This window comes from Streptococcus porcorum (assembly GCF_053203725.1).
On the sequence record NZ_JBRUDG010000001.1, the window covers coordinates 89,549 to 105,941 of the forward strand.

A 16,393-nucleotide genomic window follows, 5' to 3' on the forward strand; every position below is an offset into this window, starting at 1 on the left:
TATCAGCCTGTAAATTTAGCGAAAATATCAGACCATTTGTTTGGAGATAAGATTGCAAAAGGATTATCCCCTTGTCCAAAAATGCTATAGCCTAACATTAAGCCAATAGCTAAAAAAATCAGACATAAAATTGCAACTAATAAAATAAATAAAAGGTGACGGGCAACATATTTTAATCCAAAATCCATGACTAATCCTCACTAACACGTTCAATATCAGCTCCCAAAGCAGCTAGCTTTTTATGGAACTGATAATAACCACGATCTAAGTGACTTAACTTACCAACAGTTGTTTTACCTTTAGCCACCATACCTGTTAAAATAAGCGCTGCGCTAGCACGAAGATCAGTTGACATCACAGGAGCTCCTTGTAATTCACCACCCCCATGAATCAAAGCTGTGTCACGCATAATCTCAGTACTCAAGCCCATTCGACGCATCTCTTCTAAATGTTGGAAACGATTTTCAAATACTGTTTCAATCATAGTGGATTCACCATTCACGACTGCCATCAAAGCTGTAAACTGTGCCTGCATATCTGTGGGGAACCCTGGATGAGGAAGTGTTTTAACAGTAACAGGCTTTAATTGATCAGTATCAGCTTTAACGCGAATTCCTTCTGATTCTTCAATAATCTCAACGCCCATCTCCATTAATTTAGAAATCAAGGGGCGATTGTGCTCCCAAACAGCATCTTTAATCAAGACATCACCATTGGTCATTGCCGCAGCTACCATAAAAGTCCCTGCTTCAATACGATCTTGAACAACACTGTGCTCTGCACCATGCAGTTTTTCTACTCCAACAATGGTCAACGTCTCTGTTCCAGCACCACGGACATCTGCACCCATTTTATTTAATAACATTGCCAAGTCAACAATTTCAGGTTCACGCGCTGCATTTTCAATGATGGTTGTCCCTTCAGCAAGAGTGGCTGCCATCATCAAGTTTTGGGTAGCACCGACACTTGGGAAATCCATATAAATCATAGCCCCTTTTAAGCGTTCGGCTTTAGCTATAATATCCCCACCTTCTTGGGTAATAACAGCCCCCATTGCTTCTAAGCCTTTTAAGTGTAAATCAATAGGACGACTTCCTATGGTGCAACCTCCTGGCATAGACACCTTAGCATGTCCTTGACGAGCTAAAATTGGACCTAATACCACGATTGAAGCACGCATTTGACTGACATACTCATAAGGGGCTTCATCTAAAAGATCACCAGTTGCATCTACTACCACTTGGTGTTTATCTTCATCAAAATCTACCGTAATATTTAAACCACGTACCACATTATTCATAGTAAAAACGTCTGATAAAATAGGAACATTGGTCAATTTCGTCTTACCTTCACTCGGCAAAATGGTTGCTGCTAAAAGAGGTAATACTGCATTTTTCGCCCCTTCAATAACAACTTCTCCTTGTAATTTAGTGTTTCCACCATTAACAATAATTTTATCCATTAGATACTCCATACTTTATATTTTACTGAAATACGGTCCACATCAGTTGACTTAACTCAATAATACCCAAGAAAAATGACGACACAAGGTAGCCTAAAGCAATGCTAATAAAAACTACAAAAACACGAATACGTCCCAAATTATCAGGTGTCATTTTTATCATCTTCTCCCAGTCAAATAAATGACTAAATAAGTGATAAGAAAAATAGATGAAAAAAAGATGACTTGAGAGTGTCACAATATGATTGATTAATTCCATAAGAACATCATAACAAAAAAACCGAGAAAAATCTCGGTTTAGCTACTTATTTTGTTCCAACACTGATTCGGTTAAGAGCACGTTGAAGAGCAATTCGGGCACGACGCACCTCATCAATATCATGCGCATTTTCTGCATCAGCTAAGTCACGTTCGGCACGAAGTTTCGCACGTTCAGCACGACTAACATCAATGTCACGCTCACGTTCAGCTGAATCTGCTACAATGGTCACGACATTATCTTTCACTTCCATAATGCCTCCATTAATAGCTACCCAATCAACATGCTTATCATCATCAATGCGACGAATTTTCATCTCGTGTACGGCAAGAGGAGCCATAAGATTAACGTGATTTGGTAAAATCCCCATCTCACCATCAATTGTTCTCACAGAAATAAGGTTTGCATGATGGTCGTATTTTATACCATCTGGAGTCACGACTTGTACCGTCATATATCCCATAGACTCACCTCATTAGTAACCTAATTTTTTCGCTTTTGCGACAACATCCTCAATTGGACCAACGTTTCTAAAGGCATCTTCTGGAATATGATCATATTTTCCTTCAAGAATTTCTTTAAATCCTTTAACAGTTTCTTTAACTGGAACATAAGATCCTGGCATACCAGTAAATTGCTCTGCTACGTTAAAGTTTTGTGATAAGAAGAATTGGATACGACGGGCACGTCCTACCAACACTTTCTCATCATCTGATAATTCGTCCATCCCCAAGATTGCAATGATATCTTGTAACTCACGATAACGTTGTAACACACGTTGTACTTCTGAAGCAACCTCATAGTGTTCTTGACCCACAATCTCTGGGGCAAGAGCACGTGAGCTTGATGCCAATGGATCAACAGCTGGGTAAATCCCCATTTGTGTTAAGCGACGCTCTAGGTTAGTAGTTGAGTCCAAGTGTGCAAAAGCAGTCGCTGGGGCAGGGTCAGTATAGTCATCGGCTGGGACATAAATGGCTTGAATAGAGGTAACTGAACCTTTTTTAGTAGAGGTGATACGCTCTTGCAATTGTCCCATCTCAGTTGCTAAGGTTGGTTGGTAACCAACAGCAGAAGGCATACGACCAAGAAGAGCTGATACCTCAGAACCGGCTTGCGTGAAACGGAAAATATTATCAATGAAAAGAAGAACATCTTGACCTTCTACATCACGGAAATACTCAGCGATGGTAAGTCCTGTCAGCGCAACACGCATACGAGCACCTGGTGGTTCATTCATTTGACCAAAGACCATCGCAGTCTTTTCAATAACACCAGATTCTTTCATTTCCCAGTAAAGGTCATTCCCTTCACGTGTACGTTCACCAACACCAGTAAAGACTGAAATCCCACCGTGCTCTTGCGCAATATTGTGGATCAATTCTTGAATTAGAACCGTCTTACCAACACCGGCACCACCGAATAAACCAACCTTACCACCTTTTAGATATGGAGCAAGAAGGTCAATAACCTTAATACCTGTTTCTAAAATTTCAGTTGAAGTTGATAACTCATCAAATGCTGGCGCTTTTTTATGAATTGGTTCACGATCAACAGCATCTGTAAAAGGTGCCTCAAGATCAATGGTGTCACCCAAGACATTAAAGACACGTCCCAAGGTTTCTTTACCAACAGGTACAGAAATCGGACGACCAGTATCCAATACTTCTAAACCACGGCTTAAACCATCAGTAGATTCCATAGCAATAGTACGTACTAAACCATCACCCAATTCAAGAGCAACTTCTAGAACGATTTTTTGAGATTTATCGCCATTTTTATAAACTACCAACGCATTGTTAATCTCAGGTAGGGTCTCACCAGCATCAAAACGAACATCAACTACTGGTCCAACAACCTGAGCAATTTTGCCTGAGCTCATTATTTTCTCCTTATGTTATTTTGATTTTTAGATAAGATAACTATTCTATAAAACAATTATCAATCTAAAGCATTTGCACCACCGACAATCTCAGTGATTTCTTGTGTAATCGCTGCTTGACGTGCACGGTTATACTGAATGGTTAAATCGTTAATCAGATTTTTAGCATTATCTGTTGCAGCACGCATCGCTGTCATTCCTGCTGCATGTTCTGCTGTTTTAGCATCAATAATTGCCCCATAAATTAAACTTTCTGTAAACTGTGGTAGCAATTGATCTAAAATAGCTTCACGATTTGGTTCTAATTCAAACCCTGTGACACCTTCTTTTGCAGCCTCACCTTCATCTAAGTCAGAGATTGGAAGCATTTTTTGAACACGGACTTGACTTGTCAAACTATTAACATGATGATTATAACAAACATATAATTCATCAAATAGCTCTTCTTTATACATCTCCACAGATTGTGAGATGATGCGTCCAACTTGCTCAAAACTAGGTTGGTCTGCTAAGCCACGTAACTCAAACGCAATGTCTATCCCACGTGCCTTAAAGAAGTCTGCTCCCATACCGCCAATAGCAATAATTTCATACTCATCTGTATGATCATGATCTTGCTCTAGCATTTCCATAACTGCTTTTAAGATGGTTGAATTGTAGCCACCAACTAATCCTTTATCAGAGGTGATCACAATATAACCTGTTTTTTTAACAGGACGTGATACCAACATTGGATTAGTTGATCCTCCTGACAAATCACCTTTCAATAGATCCGTTGTGATTTGACGAACTTTTGAAGCATAGACTTGGAAATCTTTTGCAGCTTGTTCTGACTTAGTCAATTTGGCTGCAGATACCATATGCATGGCACCTGTAATCTGACTTGTTTTTTTAGTGGATGCAATCCTTGCTTGAATTTCACTAAGAGAGCCTGCCATAATGAAAGCCTCCTATTCTTAGTTAAATCGTGATTGATCTTTAAATTCTTGAATAGCTGCATCTAAAACAGCTTCCTCAGGAAGATCTTTTGTTGTGCGAATATGGTCAAAGATATCACTATGATTAGCATCAAAATAAGCATACAACTCTTCCTCAAATGCTAATATATCTGCTACAGGAACACTATCTAGGAAACCATGTGTCAAAGCATATAAAATCGTCACTTGTTTTTCCACAGGAAGTGGCTGATGCAATGGTTGTTTTAAGACCTCCACTGTACGACGACCACGGTTTAATTTTGCTTGTGTCGCAGCATCTAAATCAGAACCAAACTGTGTAAAGGCTTCTAACTCACGATAAGAGGCCAAATCTAGACGAAGCGTTCCTGCTACCTTCTTCATTGCTTTAATTTGTGCAGAGCCCCCAACACGTGAAACAGACGAACCTGCATCAATGGCTGGACGGATACCAGAGTTGAACAAATCGTTTTCTAAGAAAATTTGCCCATCTGTAATCGAAATAACATTGGTTGCAATATAAGCTGAAATATCTCCTGCCTGAGTTTCGATAAATGGAAGAGCCGTAATAGAGCCACCTCCTAGTTCATCAGAAACTTTTGCTGAACGTTCCAATAAACGACTATGCAAATAGAAAACATCCCCTGGATAAGCTTCACGCCCTGGAGGACGACGAAGAAGAAGAGAAAGTTCACGATAAGCGACTGCTTGTTTTGATAAATCATCATAAACAATCAAAACGTGTTTCCCATTATACATAAACTCTTCTGCCATTGCGACACCAGCATAAGGTGCCAAGAATAAAAGCGGAGAAGGTTGTGAAGCAGACGCTGTAACCACAATCGTATAATCCAAAGCCCCATATTGACGAAGGGTTTCAACTTGCGTACGAACAGTTGACTCTTTTTGTCCAATCGCCACATAAATACAAATCATATCTTGACCTTTTTGATTCAAGATAGCATCGATAGCGATGGAGGTCTTACCTGTTTGACGGTCACCAATCACTAGTTCCCGTTGACCACGACCAATGGGAACAAGAGCATCAATAGCTTTTAATCCCGTTTGTAATGGCTCAGAAACAGATTTACGTTGCATGACACCTGGAGCTGGAGCTTCAACAGGACGGGTCTTATTTGTCTTGATCTCACCCAATCCATCTACAGGTTGGCCAAGAGGGTTCACCACACGTCCAATCATTTCTTCACCTACTGGTACTTCCATGATTTTACCAGTACGTTTGACTGTGTCACCTTCACGGATAGCTCCGAAATCTCCCAAAATGATAATCCCTACATCATTTGACTCAAGGTTTTGAGCCATACCGAAGGTTCCATTTTCAAAAATAAGGAGTTCTCCACTCATGGCATTATCTAAACCACGAGCACGAGCAATACCATCACCGATGTACGTTACGACACCGATTTCAGTGACGTCAAAATTTGGCTGAAAATTTTCGATTTGCTTTTTAATTAAAGCGCTAATTTCTTGTGCATTTATTGCCAAAAGTTACACCACTTTCTATTTTAAATTCATTTTCAATTGCTGTAATTGTTGTTTGATACTTGTATCAATGACTTGATTATTAGCTTGTAAGATAAAACCAGCAATCAAAGATGGATCAACTTCTTCAATCAGACGTCCTGCCTTAATCCCAAATTTTTGGGATACCTTTGCGAGTAAACGTTCTTTTTGATCTGATGACAAATTAACTGCAGACTTGACTAGTATATCATAGGTATTACTAGCCTTATCCATCTCCTCTAAAACTGCCAACAAAATTTCCTTTAACAAGGCTTCTCGATCATTTTGTAAAATTACCTCAAGAAAATTGTTCAATTCCTTTGAACTAGACTCTTGAAACAACCTAACAATTTGAATTTTTTCTGACTTAGGAACGCTGATATTAGCAAGAAAACTAGCGATATCAGTTGTTTTAAAGATTTCTAATATGGCTAAAGTCTCTTGCCGTAAAGAAGGAATGATAGCCTTATCAGAAGCGATTTCAACTAAAGACTTGGCATAAACTTGCACAAGAGCTGTTGTTTTTGCATCCATTAGGCTTCTCCTAGTTTATCCAGATAAGAATCAATTAACTCTGACTGTGCTTTAGCATCAAGATGCGTTGCCATGATCTTTTCAGCTAAAAGAACTGTTAAGTCAGCAACTTCTCCCTTAACACTTGCGACAGCTTCTGCTTTACTTTGTTCAATATTTTGTTTCGCCTGTTCAATTTGGCGACCAGCTTCTAGTCGTGCTTCTGAGATGATTTTATCACCTTCTGATTGACTAGTATGTCTAGCAGTTTCTACAATTTGACCTGCTTCTTCTCTTGCATGAGCAAGCTGTTGCTCACGTTTTTCTTTCAATTCTTCTGCTTGCGCTAAAGACTGCTCTGCACCTTCAATATCAGAAGCAATTTTCTGCTCACGCGCTTCGAAGATTCCTGTAATTTGCTCCCAAGCATACTTACGAATAAGAACATACAAAAGAATAACTGAGCCAGTCACGATAATCAGATTACCAAGCGTTGTTGCATTAATTAGTAATTCCACTATGTCTCTCCCCTCTAATTACTCTTCCTCATCCAAAATCTTTTCGCCAACATATTTGGAAGATAAAATGATAAATACATAAGCCTGAATACTACCGATAAATAGCGAAAATGCTGTCCAAACCAAATTTATCCCAAATGATAGTGGGGCCAAAAAGACGTTGATACCAACTAAGTTGACAATTAAAGACGTTACCACCTCACCGGCATAAATATTACCGAATAAACGAACAGCTAATGAAAGAACATTAGTAAATTGCTCTAAAATGGTCATTGGAAGCATGGCAGGCATTTCTCCCAAATAGCCTTTTAAATAGTGGCTCATTCCTTTTTTACGAATAGCCCCAATATGAACAACCAAGGCTACTATTAGAGCCAGCCCAAGATCGATACCAAAACTAGCTGTTGGAGATGTCCAAAAGTTATAACCGCCTAGTTCAACCTTACTTAGCAAACCGATAGAGTTGGAAAACCATACAAAGAAAAAGATGACAAAGAAAAACAGACTATAATCTTTGGTGTATTTGCCCAAGTTTTGACTAATGGCACCTTGAACAAACTCATACAAAAATTCAATCACATTCTGCTTCCCTTTAGGTTTTACAGACATTTTTCTCGTTGAAAAATAAATCAATAAGAAGGCTGATAAAACCACCAAGAGAGACATGATAAGAATTGTCACATCAAAATGTATTCCTAAAAATTGGACTACTAAATTTTCTGATGACTCCATATTCTCCCCCTTTTAGAATAGAAAATAATTACAATTGATTTCCTATTTTACGAGGAATGTAAAGACAAAGAGAACAAAGAATGTTCCTTCAATAAAGGCAACACCTGTAAACATCAATGTTTGCAATTTGCTATACATTTCAGGTTGACGTGCTGCAGCTTTTGCAATGTTAGCGACAAGAATACCTTCACCGATACTAACACCCATAACTGCAATACCAAGTGCTAAGATAGCTAAATTCATTTCGAATTCCTCCATTATTAAAAAATTTTACCTGTCTAGTTTAGTCCTATTTTTTAGGTTTGTCAATGAAAATAAGCGATTTCTTTCACTTTTCTTAAACCATTCCTAACCTTTATCAGTAAGGTTATGACTTGCTTTCAAAAACTTTACATTCATTTTCATAGACTTTTCTTCCTATTTAAACAGGACGGATATACCGTCCCATTTGAACATTATTTTTTGAGATTCCAAATTTCTTCTGCGTATTCTGTAATCGTGTCATCTGATGTGAATTTATCTGAGTTGGCGATATTTAACAAACTCATACGAGACCATTGTGCACGATTACGGTAAAGCTGATCAATTTTTTCTTGAGCTTCTACATAAGCAGGGAAATCTTCTAACAAGAAATACTCATCATTATGCGTAATCAGTGCTTCATAAATCTCTGTTCCCTCTGCTTGACTATTTGGAATAGTGCCATTGATGAAACTATCGACAACACGTTTAATCACAGGATTGGCTTCATACACCCCGCGAGCATAATAATCATGTGCGGCATAATGGGCATAAACAGCGTCTTTATCCATACCAAAAATCACAATATTGTCATCTCCGACTTCATCTTTGATTTCGATATTTGCACCATCAAGCGTTGCCAATGTAATAGCTCCTGTCATCATAAACTTCATATTTGATGTTCCGGATGCTTCTTTTGATGCCAGCGAGATTTGTTCTGAGACATTTGCTGCAGGGATAATCAGTTCAGCTAAACTCACATTATAGTTTTCAAGGAAGACAACCTTCAATTTCCCTTGCAAACTATCATCATAATTAATCAAATTTGCTAATTCATTGATAATCTTGATCACAGACTTGGCAAAATGATAGCCTGGTGCTGCCTTGGCTCCGAAAATAAAGACACGTGGTACCATATCTTTATCTGGATTATCTTTTAAGTCAAGGTAGAGTTTAATAATATGAAGAACATTTAGCAATTGGCGTTTATAAGCATGTAGGCGCTTGACCTGAACATCAAAAATGGCTTCTGTTGAAACTTCAACACCTGTTGTTTCAAAAATATATCGTGCCAACTTAGCCTTAGCCTCTTGCTTAACATGATAAAAATTGTCTAAAACAGTTGTATCATCTGCATAAGCTTTTAGTTTTTGAAGCTCATGAATATCTGAACGCCATGCTTCTCCAATTGTTTCATCAATTGCTTTTGATAATTCTGGTGCTGCAATTTGTGTCCAACGTCGTTGCACAATACCATTTGTCTTGTTATTAAACTTCTCTGGGTATAAAAGATAAAAGTCATGTAGAGTATCTTCTTTAAGCAGTTCTGTATGAAGTTTCGCAACACCATTGACTGAGTGTCCTCCAATAATAGCTAAGTTAGCCATATGGATTTGCCCATCTTTGACAATACGCGTGCGATTAATCACCCCAGAGTCAATCCCTTTTTGAGCCATCTCTGCTACAAATCTGTTATCAATTTCTAGAACAATCTGATAAACACGAGGAAGAACGTGTTTAAAGAGTTCAGCATCCCATTTTTCAAGAGCCTCAGATAAAATGGTATGATTGGTATAACTCATGGTTTTAACAGTCGTATTCCAAGCAGTTGACCAATCCAAACCATAATCATCTACCAAGAGACGCATAAACTCAGCTGGAGCAACAGCTGGATGAGTATCATTAATGTGAACAGATACTTTTTCATGAATCTGCTCAAGAGGTAATCCTTGCTTGAGGTAAGACTTGATAATTGTCTGCAAACCTGCACTGGTCATAAAGTACTCTTGAACTAAGCGAAGCTGCTTTCCTTCATAGTTTGAATCATCTGGATACAAGATGGCTGTAATATCTTCTACTCTACGACGAGATTCTAATGTAGGATAATATAGCTCATACTCTTCAGGAATCTCAACATCCCAAAGGCGCAGATTATTAATATTGTCATTTTCAAATCCAATTTGAGGAACATCATAAGGAACAGCTCTCAAAACCTGAGCCCCTTCATAAACTGGCACCAGTTTCCCGTTTTCGTCTGCGCTTAAATAAACATCCCCGAATAGTTTGACATCTACGATGTTATGATCCTTACGTGTCTCCCAAACATTACCAATTGATCCAAACCATGAATCTGGAAGTTCAACTTGATAACCATCAACAATGCGCTGTTTAAACAACCCGTATTGGTAACGAATACCATTACCAAAACCTGGATAGCCTGTTGTGGCTAATGAGTCCATAAATGCTGCTGCCAAGCGTCCTAGACCACCATTACCTAATGCCATATCATGCTCTGCATTTTTACAGCATCAAAGTCAACATTTAATTCCGCAAAGCCTTCTTTTACAATGTCTAAAATCCCTAAGTTAAGAAGATTGGTTTCTAGCATACGTCCTGGTAGAAATTCAATTGAAAAATAATAGGCTACTTTTTCTTGATTTTCTGATATCTTCCGATTTCTCTCCAACCAGAGGGGCGTATAGTACTTACGGATCACTTTTGCTAAAGAGGTAAATAATTCAGTTGGTGTAGCATCAACGACTTTAATCAGTTGTTCTTCATGGAGCGTGTCTTTAAAATCACGAATAAATTTTTCTTTTGTCAGTTGCATCTTTCTTTTTCCTTATGATGAAAGCAAATGTTGATAAAGTTCTTGATAAGCATTACTTGCAGTATCCCAAGAAAAATCTCTTGTCATAGCCTGTTCTTGTAGTGCTTTCCAATCTTCCTTATGATGACAATAGACATCAAGGGCTCTTTCTAGGGTTTTAGTCAACCAGAAGCCTGTTAAACCTTTGAAAGTAAATCCTGTTCCAGAATGATCATAAGGATTATAAGGTTGCACTGTGTCTTTAAGACCTCCTACTTCATGGACCAATGGTAAACTGCCATATCTCATCGCCATCATTTGTGATAGACCACATGGTTCAAAAGCACTTGGCATAAGGAAAAGATCACTGGCTGCATAAATTTGTTGAGCCAACTCTAAATCAAAAGTAATATTAGCTGATAACTTTTCAGGATAAACTTGCGCAAACCATGCAAAAGCCTGCTCAAAGTCAGCGTAGCCTGTTCCAAGCAAGGCAATTTGAACATCTTGTTGTAGGATATGTTGAAGCTCATCTACGACAACATCAAAACCTTTTTGGTCTGTTAAGCGCGAAACAACTCCAATCAAGGGAACATCTGCTCGAACTGGTAATCCTAAGCGCTCTTGAAGGGCTGCTTTATTGATAGCCTTACCAGATAAATCCTCAACTGAAAAATGAGCTACCAGATGTTTATCAGTTTCAGGATCTAGTATTTCAGTATCAATCCCATTAACAATACCTGATACCTTACCTGCCTCCATGCGCATAACTTGATCCAAGCCCTTACCAAATTCAGGAGTCATGATTTCATGCGCATAACTTGGTGAAACAGTTGTCACATGATCTGCATAAAGAATAGCCGCTTTCATCCAGTTTAAACAATCATTCCAACGCAAAGTCCCATCAGCATACCGTTCATAGCCTACACCAAATAGTTCCCAAAGCATCCCAGAATCAAACTGACCTTGAAACTCAATATTATGAATGGTAAAGATTGTTTTGATCCCTTGATAAGCTTGAATCCAATGGTATTTTTCCTTCAATAAAAAAGGTATCATCGCAGTATGATAATCATGAACGTGTAAAATATCTGGAATAAAGTCAACTTTTTCCATCAATTCTAAGGCTGCAAGCTGAAAGAATGCAAAGCGTTCGCCATCATCCCATTCTCCATAAACACGACCACGGAAGAAATAATCACGATTATCAATAAAATAGAAGGTGACACCATCTTTTACAATTCTTTTAACCCCAACATATTGGTGACGCCAACCGACATTGGTATAAAAATAGAGAACATCTTCTACTTCATGACCAAACTTTTGATCCACAACATCATAGTAAGGAAGAATGACTCGGACATCATTTCCCTTTTTAACAAGAGATTTAGGCAATGCCCCAATGACATCACCTAATCCTCCTGTTTTGGCAAAGGGAGACCCCTCTGCCGCCACAAATAACAATTTCATTAAACTACATCTCCGCTAATTTTTTGTCCTTTACCAATCACAACTGGATGATCTTCTGTTCCACGAATAGTCACTCCCGCTGGAATTGTAACGGATTTATCAATGATGGCATATTCAACCACTGCTCCTTCTTCAATTTTCACCTTAGGGAAAATGATAGAACGTTTGACACTAGCATCTTTGGCAATATGACAGCTACGTGAAATAATGGAATGATCAACTGTACCTTCAATAACACTACCAGATGCAAATTGAGAATTCGTCACATGTGATCTATCATCAAAGTAAGTAGATTCTTCGTTTTTAACCTTGGTATAGATTTTTTGGTTAGAATAAAGTAAAGAGTAGAATTTTTGTGGATCTAACATATCCATATTCGCATCATAATAAGATTTCACAGAGTTGATATTTGCTACATAGCCTGTGTATTCAAATCCTAGTGCTTTTGATTCTACCAATAATTGTCTCAATAAGAAGCGTAATTTCATTGGGTCTTCTTTTTGAACTTCTTCTTCTAATTTTTCAATCAACCATGGTGTATTAACGATATAAATCCCTGTTGACATTTTCTCTAAATCACCATTAACATCTGTTAACTCTTTTTTCCCAACAACAGTGTCAGTTTCATCCATCACAAGAATTTCATTGACAGGAGATAGCTGTGCTTTAGGAAGCTTTTTATAGACCACTGTCATTTCACGTTGATTGGCATTGTGTAAATGAAGTACCTGTTGAAGATCGATGTTACATAATATATCGCAACCCATATAAATCGTTTGATCACTGCCAGAGCGTTTTAAGTAAGTCAAGATTTGCTCGTAGTAGTCTTTGTCTGCAGTATCAATTTCATCATCCGCATTATGAAATCCTAAGAAATAATGACTTAAAAGCGTGTTTAAGCCCCATTCACGACCACTACGAATATGATCAAAAATTGAACGGATATTTTGACCACGGAAGATACCGTAAACACTTCGGATACCAGCATTTGCAAGATTTGATAATTGAAAGTCAATCAAACGATATTTCCCATCAAAAGGAAGATTAGCAAGAGGACGATTTGCCGTTAAGTCCCCCATATCATGATAACCAACTGTGTTTCCTAAAATTGCAGAATATTTATCAATCTTCATTTGGTACCCCCACTACCTCATTATATCCAACGACTTGTACTTCTTCTGTGCCATCAATGACAACACCCTCACCAATTTCTGCGCCTTCACCAATGATGGCACGTGTAATTTTAGCACCCGCTCCAATCTTAGCACCACTCATGATAAAGCTATCTTTAATCTCTGCGCCTTCTTTAACCTGAACATTTGTAGATAAGATAGAATGTTCCACCTTCCCTGATACAAAACATCCATCAACAACGAGAGAATCTTTCACTTCTGCTTCAGCTGTAATAAAGTTTGGTGGTGCAATTTGGTTTTTAGAGTAGATTTTCCAAGAACGATCACGACTATCTAACTCATTATCAACAGCAATATACTCCATATTGGCTTCCCATAGGGATTCGATTGTCCCTACATCTTTCCAATAGCCGTTGAAGTTATAAGTGTAAACTCGCTCACCAGAGTCAATATAAGCTGGAATGACATTTTGTCCAAAGTCAGACATATCAATAGTATTTTTCTCAGCATCTACTAACATTTCACGAAGGCGTTTCCAAGTGAAAATATAGATTCCCATAGAAGCCTTTGTTGATTTAGGCTCTGCTGGTTTTTCTTCAAATTCAACGATACGATCGCTAGCATCAGTGTTCATAATCCCAAAACGACTAGCTTCTTTTAATGGAACATCAATAACGGCAACTGTTAAGCTAGCTAAATTGTCCTTATGCGTTTGTAGCATATCATCATAATCCATTTTATAAATATGGTCACCTGATAGGATTAACACATATTCTGGATCAATACTATCAATATAGTCAATATTTTGATAGATAGCATGACTAGTTCCCTGAAACCAACGATTTCCTTCTGTAGCGGAATAAGGCTGTAAAATCGTTGCACCAGAATCAATACCATCAAGCCCCCAGGCTGATCCATTACCGATATGACTATTAAGAGCTAAGGGTTGGTATTGTGTGATGACACCAACATTGTTAATACCTGAATTGGCACAGTTGGACAAGGCAAAATCAATAATGCGATAACGTCCACCAAATTGAACAGCTGGCTTAGCAATACTTTGTGTCAATTTCCCAAGACGTGTTCCTTGACCACCAGCAAGGATTAGTGCTAACATTTCATTCTTCATCTAGTTCTTCCTTCCAAGAATTTATTATTTTTTTAAACGACGTTTAATTTTCCAGATACTTGCCCCAAGCGCTGGAAGTGTAAAGCTTAATGTGTGATCGTAGTGTTTCCAAGACCCTCTTTGAGTTCGAGTGATAGGGTTATTTTCTTTCCAAACACCACCAAATTCTTCCCGTTCTGTATTTAAAATCTCTTCGTAAATCCCTGCTTGAGGAAGACCTATGGTAAAATCTTTTCGCTCAACAGGAACCATATTAAAGACACACACTAAGAGATCACCCTTCTCATTTTTTCGGATAAATGATAGGACACTTTGGTCACGATTATCTGCATCAATAATCTCTATACCATCATAAGAATCATCAATTTGCCAAAGTACTTTATGGTCTTTGTACAACTGATTCAAAGTAGATGTGAACTCTTTCATTTTGGCATTCATCTCATCTTCAAGATTAGACCACTCTAAACTTTCATCATATTTCCATTCTAAAAACTGTCCAAATTCACTTCCCATAAAAAGAAGTTTTTTACCAGGATGACAGATTTGATAGGTATATAAATTGCGAAGTCCTGCAAATTGATTATAACGATCCCCCCACATTTTATGCATCATGCTTTTCTTACCATGTACAACTTCATCATGTGAAAATGGTAAAACAAAATTTTCACTAAACAGATACATAAAGCTAAAAGTAACCAAATTAAAGTCATACTTACGATAAACAGGATCTTCCTCATAGAATTTTAGAATATCATTCATCCATCCCATATTCCATTTATAATCAAACCCTAAACCATCATCTTCTTGATGACCTGTAATGCTTGTCGCCGCTGTTGCTTCCTCAGCAATCATCATCACATCTGGATAATAACCTTTTATGACACGGTTTAATTTTTGTAAAAATCCAAATCCCTCGTAATTGCGATTCCCCCCATCTTTATTGGGTTGCCAAGGACCGCTATCGTAATCTAAATAAAGCATATTACTGACAGCATCAACCCTTATCCCATCAATATGGTAAGTATCAATCCAGAATTTAGCACTTGAGATTAAAAATGATTGGACTTGATTTTTCCCTAAATCAAAGTTCAAGGCTCCCCAACCATAATTGTGGGCGCGATCATGATCTTGATACTCAAAAGTAGGTGTCCCGTCAAAATAGGCTAAAGCATCATCGTTAATCGTAAAGTGTCCTGGTACCCAATCAACCAAAACACCAATATTATGAAGATGGCAAGCTTCAACAAAATCTTGGAACTGTTCAGGAGTACCATAGGTTGATTCAAAAGCAAAATACCCCATTAGCTGATAGCCCCAACTCATTCCCAGAGGATGAGCCATCAAGGGCATAAACTCAACATGAGTATAATGCATGTCAACTAGATATGGAATCAACTCCTCTTTTAATTCTTCAAAATTATAAGGACGACCATCTTCATGAACTTTCCATGAGCCTGCATGAACCTCATAGATATTAACGGGACGTTGTTTAAACCCTAAACGCCTCCTTCTTCCTAACCATAATCCATCTTTCCATTTTTTAGGTTTTAGATGTTTAATCACTGTCCCTGTGCCTGGCCGTTTTTCAAAATATACCGCAAAGGGATCAATCTTTTCAACTACTTGACCACTAGCACGTGTCACCAAATACTTATAAATCTGTCCTTCATTCGCTAGGTCTGTTTCTACTTCCCAGACACCAGCATCATTAGGCGTCATAGGAAGTGGATTTTCTCCCCAATTGGTAAAATCACCAATGACCGAAACTGCTTTAGCATTTGGTGCCCAAACTCTAAAAACATGGTGCTTTCCATCCTCGGCTAAATGACAACCAAAATAATCCTGTGCCTGATAATTTTCTCCAATACCAAAAGTCCACAACGCTTCTTGTGTATCCATTCCATCACCCTTCCATGTGTAACCGTATTCAATATAGCTAATTTTCTGAAAATTAAAAGTAAACAAAAATAACCTGAAAACAATAT

15 protein-coding genes and 1 pseudogene are annotated in these 16,393 nt (G+C 38.0%); all 16 read right to left on the reverse strand.

Going from position 1 to position 16,393, the window contains the following annotated elements; translation table 11 throughout:
* Positions 1-2 precede the first annotated feature (2 nt).
* Complete coding sequence (locus tag ACVRWY_RS00380) at positions 3-188, reverse strand: DNA-directed RNA polymerase subunit beta (protein ID WP_354366952.1); 186 nt, start codon at positions 186-188, stop codon at positions 3-5.
* Positions 189-190: 2 nt separating this feature from the next.
* Positions 191-1,462, reverse strand: coding sequence for a UDP-N-acetylglucosamine 1-carboxyvinyltransferase (murA, locus tag ACVRWY_RS00385; RefSeq protein ID WP_354366950.1), 1,272 nt, complete (start codon positions 1,460-1,462; stop codon positions 191-193).
* A gap of 22 nt (positions 1,463-1,484) precedes the next feature.
* Entirely contained in the window at positions 1,485-1,721 is a 237-nt protein-coding gene (locus tag ACVRWY_RS00390; protein WP_354366948.1) for a DUF1146 family protein, read from the reverse strand.
* A gap of 46 nt (positions 1,722-1,767) precedes the next feature.
* Positions 1,768-2,184: a F0F1 ATP synthase subunit epsilon gene (locus ACVRWY_RS00395; RefSeq protein WP_354366946.1), complete on the reverse strand. Its 417-nt coding sequence runs from the start codon at positions 2,182-2,184 to the stop codon at positions 1,768-1,770.
* Between the two features lie 12 nt (positions 2,185-2,196).
* Positions 2,197-3,603, reverse strand: coding sequence for a F0F1 ATP synthase subunit beta (gene atpD / locus ACVRWY_RS00400; protein WP_354366944.1), 1,407 nt, complete (start codon positions 3,601-3,603; stop codon positions 2,197-2,199).
* 59 nt (positions 3,604-3,662) lie between these two features.
* A complete protein-coding gene (locus tag ACVRWY_RS00405; RefSeq protein ID WP_354366942.1) occupies positions 3,663-4,541 on the reverse strand; it encodes a F0F1 ATP synthase subunit gamma in 879 nt (292 codons plus the stop codon).
* An 18-nt stretch (positions 4,542-4,559) separates the two neighbouring features.
* Positions 4,560-6,065, reverse strand: a complete 1,506-nt coding sequence (atpA, locus tag ACVRWY_RS00410; protein ID WP_354366940.1) for a F0F1 ATP synthase subunit alpha — start codon at positions 6,063-6,065, stop codon at positions 4,560-4,562.
* Between the two features lie 15 nt (positions 6,066-6,080).
* A complete protein-coding gene (locus tag ACVRWY_RS00415) occupies positions 6,081-6,617 on the reverse strand; it encodes a F0F1 ATP synthase subunit delta (protein WP_354366938.1) in 537 nt (178 codons plus the stop codon).
* Positions 6,617-7,114, reverse strand: coding sequence for a F0F1 ATP synthase subunit B (gene atpF, locus ACVRWY_RS00420; RefSeq protein WP_354366936.1), 498 nt, complete (start codon positions 7,112-7,114; stop codon positions 6,617-6,619). Before atpF ends, ACVRWY_RS00415 begins: the two co-directional genes overlap by 1 nt.
* 18 nt (positions 7,115-7,132) lie before the next feature.
* Complete coding sequence (atpB, locus tag ACVRWY_RS00425) at positions 7,133-7,846, reverse strand: F0F1 ATP synthase subunit A (protein WP_354366934.1); 714 nt, start codon at positions 7,844-7,846, stop codon at positions 7,133-7,135.
* A gap of 42 nt (positions 7,847-7,888) precedes the next feature.
* The gene (locus tag ACVRWY_RS00430) at positions 7,889-8,089 is read right to left on the reverse strand and encodes a F0F1 ATP synthase subunit C (RefSeq protein ID WP_354366932.1); all 201 of its coding nucleotides are present in this window, start codon (positions 8,087-8,089) and stop codon (positions 7,889-7,891) included.
* Positions 8,090-8,301: 212 nt separating this feature from the next.
* Positions 8,302-10,697: pseudogene (locus ACVRWY_RS00435) on the reverse strand (glycogen/starch/alpha-glucan phosphorylase).
* A gap of 12 nt (positions 10,698-10,709) precedes the next feature.
* Positions 10,710-12,146, reverse strand: a complete 1,437-nt coding sequence (gene glgA, locus ACVRWY_RS00440) for a glycogen synthase GlgA (protein WP_354366930.1) — start codon at positions 12,144-12,146, stop codon at positions 10,710-10,712.
* Positions 12,146-13,279 carry a glucose-1-phosphate adenylyltransferase subunit GlgD gene (gene glgD, locus ACVRWY_RS00445; RefSeq protein ID WP_354366928.1) on the reverse strand — a complete coding sequence of 378 codons (1,134 nt, stop codon included), beginning with the start codon at positions 13,277-13,279 and terminating at the stop codon, positions 12,146-12,148. The genes glgA and glgD overlap by 1 nt, the downstream gene beginning before the upstream one ends.
* Complete coding sequence (locus ACVRWY_RS00450; protein WP_354366926.1) at positions 13,269-14,408, reverse strand: glucose-1-phosphate adenylyltransferase; 1,140 nt, start codon at positions 14,406-14,408, stop codon at positions 13,269-13,271. The genes glgD and ACVRWY_RS00450 overlap by 11 nt, the downstream gene beginning before the upstream one ends.
* Before the next feature lie 24 nt (positions 14,409-14,432).
* Positions 14,433-16,307, reverse strand: a complete 1,875-nt coding sequence (gene glgB / locus ACVRWY_RS00455) for a 1,4-alpha-glucan branching protein GlgB (RefSeq protein WP_354366924.1) — start codon at positions 16,305-16,307, stop codon at positions 14,433-14,435.
* Positions 16,308-16,393 lie beyond the last annotated feature (86 nt).

Coding starts and splice junctions, on each gene's coding strand:
- ACVRWY_RS00380 (WP_354366952.1), bottom strand. CDS start 188: ATGGATTTTGGATTAAAATATGTTGCCCGTCACCTTTTATTTATTTTA.
- murA (WP_354366950.1), bottom strand. CDS start 1,462: ATGGATAAAATTATTGTTAATGGTGGAAACACTAAATTACAAGGAGAA.
- ACVRWY_RS00390 (WP_354366948.1), bottom strand. CDS start 1,721: ATGGAATTAATCAATCATATTGTGACACTCTCAAGTCATCTTTTTTTC.
- ACVRWY_RS00395 (WP_354366946.1), bottom strand. CDS start 2,184: ATGGGATATATGACGGTACAAGTCGTGACTCCAGATGGTATAAAATAC.
- atpD (WP_354366944.1), bottom strand. CDS start 3,603: ATGAGCTCAGGCAAAATTGCTCAGGTTGTTGGACCAGTAGTTGATGTT.
- ACVRWY_RS00405 (WP_354366942.1), bottom strand. CDS start 4,541: ATGGCAGGCTCTCTTAGTGAAATTCAAGCAAGGATTGCATCCACTAAA.
- ACVRWY_RS00415 (WP_354366938.1), bottom strand. CDS start 6,617: ATGGATGCAAAAACAACAGCTCTTGTGCAAGTTTATGCCAAGTCTTTA.
- atpB (WP_354366934.1), bottom strand. CDS start 7,846: ATGGAGTCATCAGAAAATTTAGTAGTCCAATTTTTAGGAATACATTTT.
- ACVRWY_RS00430 (WP_354366932.1), bottom strand. CDS start 8,089: ATGAATTTAGCTATCTTAGCACTTGGTATTGCAGTTATGGGTGTTAGT.
- glgA (WP_354366930.1), bottom strand. CDS start 12,146: ATGAAATTGTTATTTGTGGCGGCAGAGGGGTCTCCCTTTGCCAAAACA.
- glgD (WP_354366928.1), bottom strand. CDS start 13,279: ATGAAGATTGATAAATATTCTGCAATTTTAGGAAACACAGTTGGTTAT.
- ACVRWY_RS00450 (WP_354366926.1), bottom strand. CDS start 14,408: ATGAAGAATGAAATGTTAGCACTAATCCTTGCTGGTGGTCAAGGAACA.
- glgB (WP_354366924.1), bottom strand. CDS start 16,307: ATGGATACACAAGAAGCGTTGTGGACTTTTGGTATTGGAGAAAATTAT.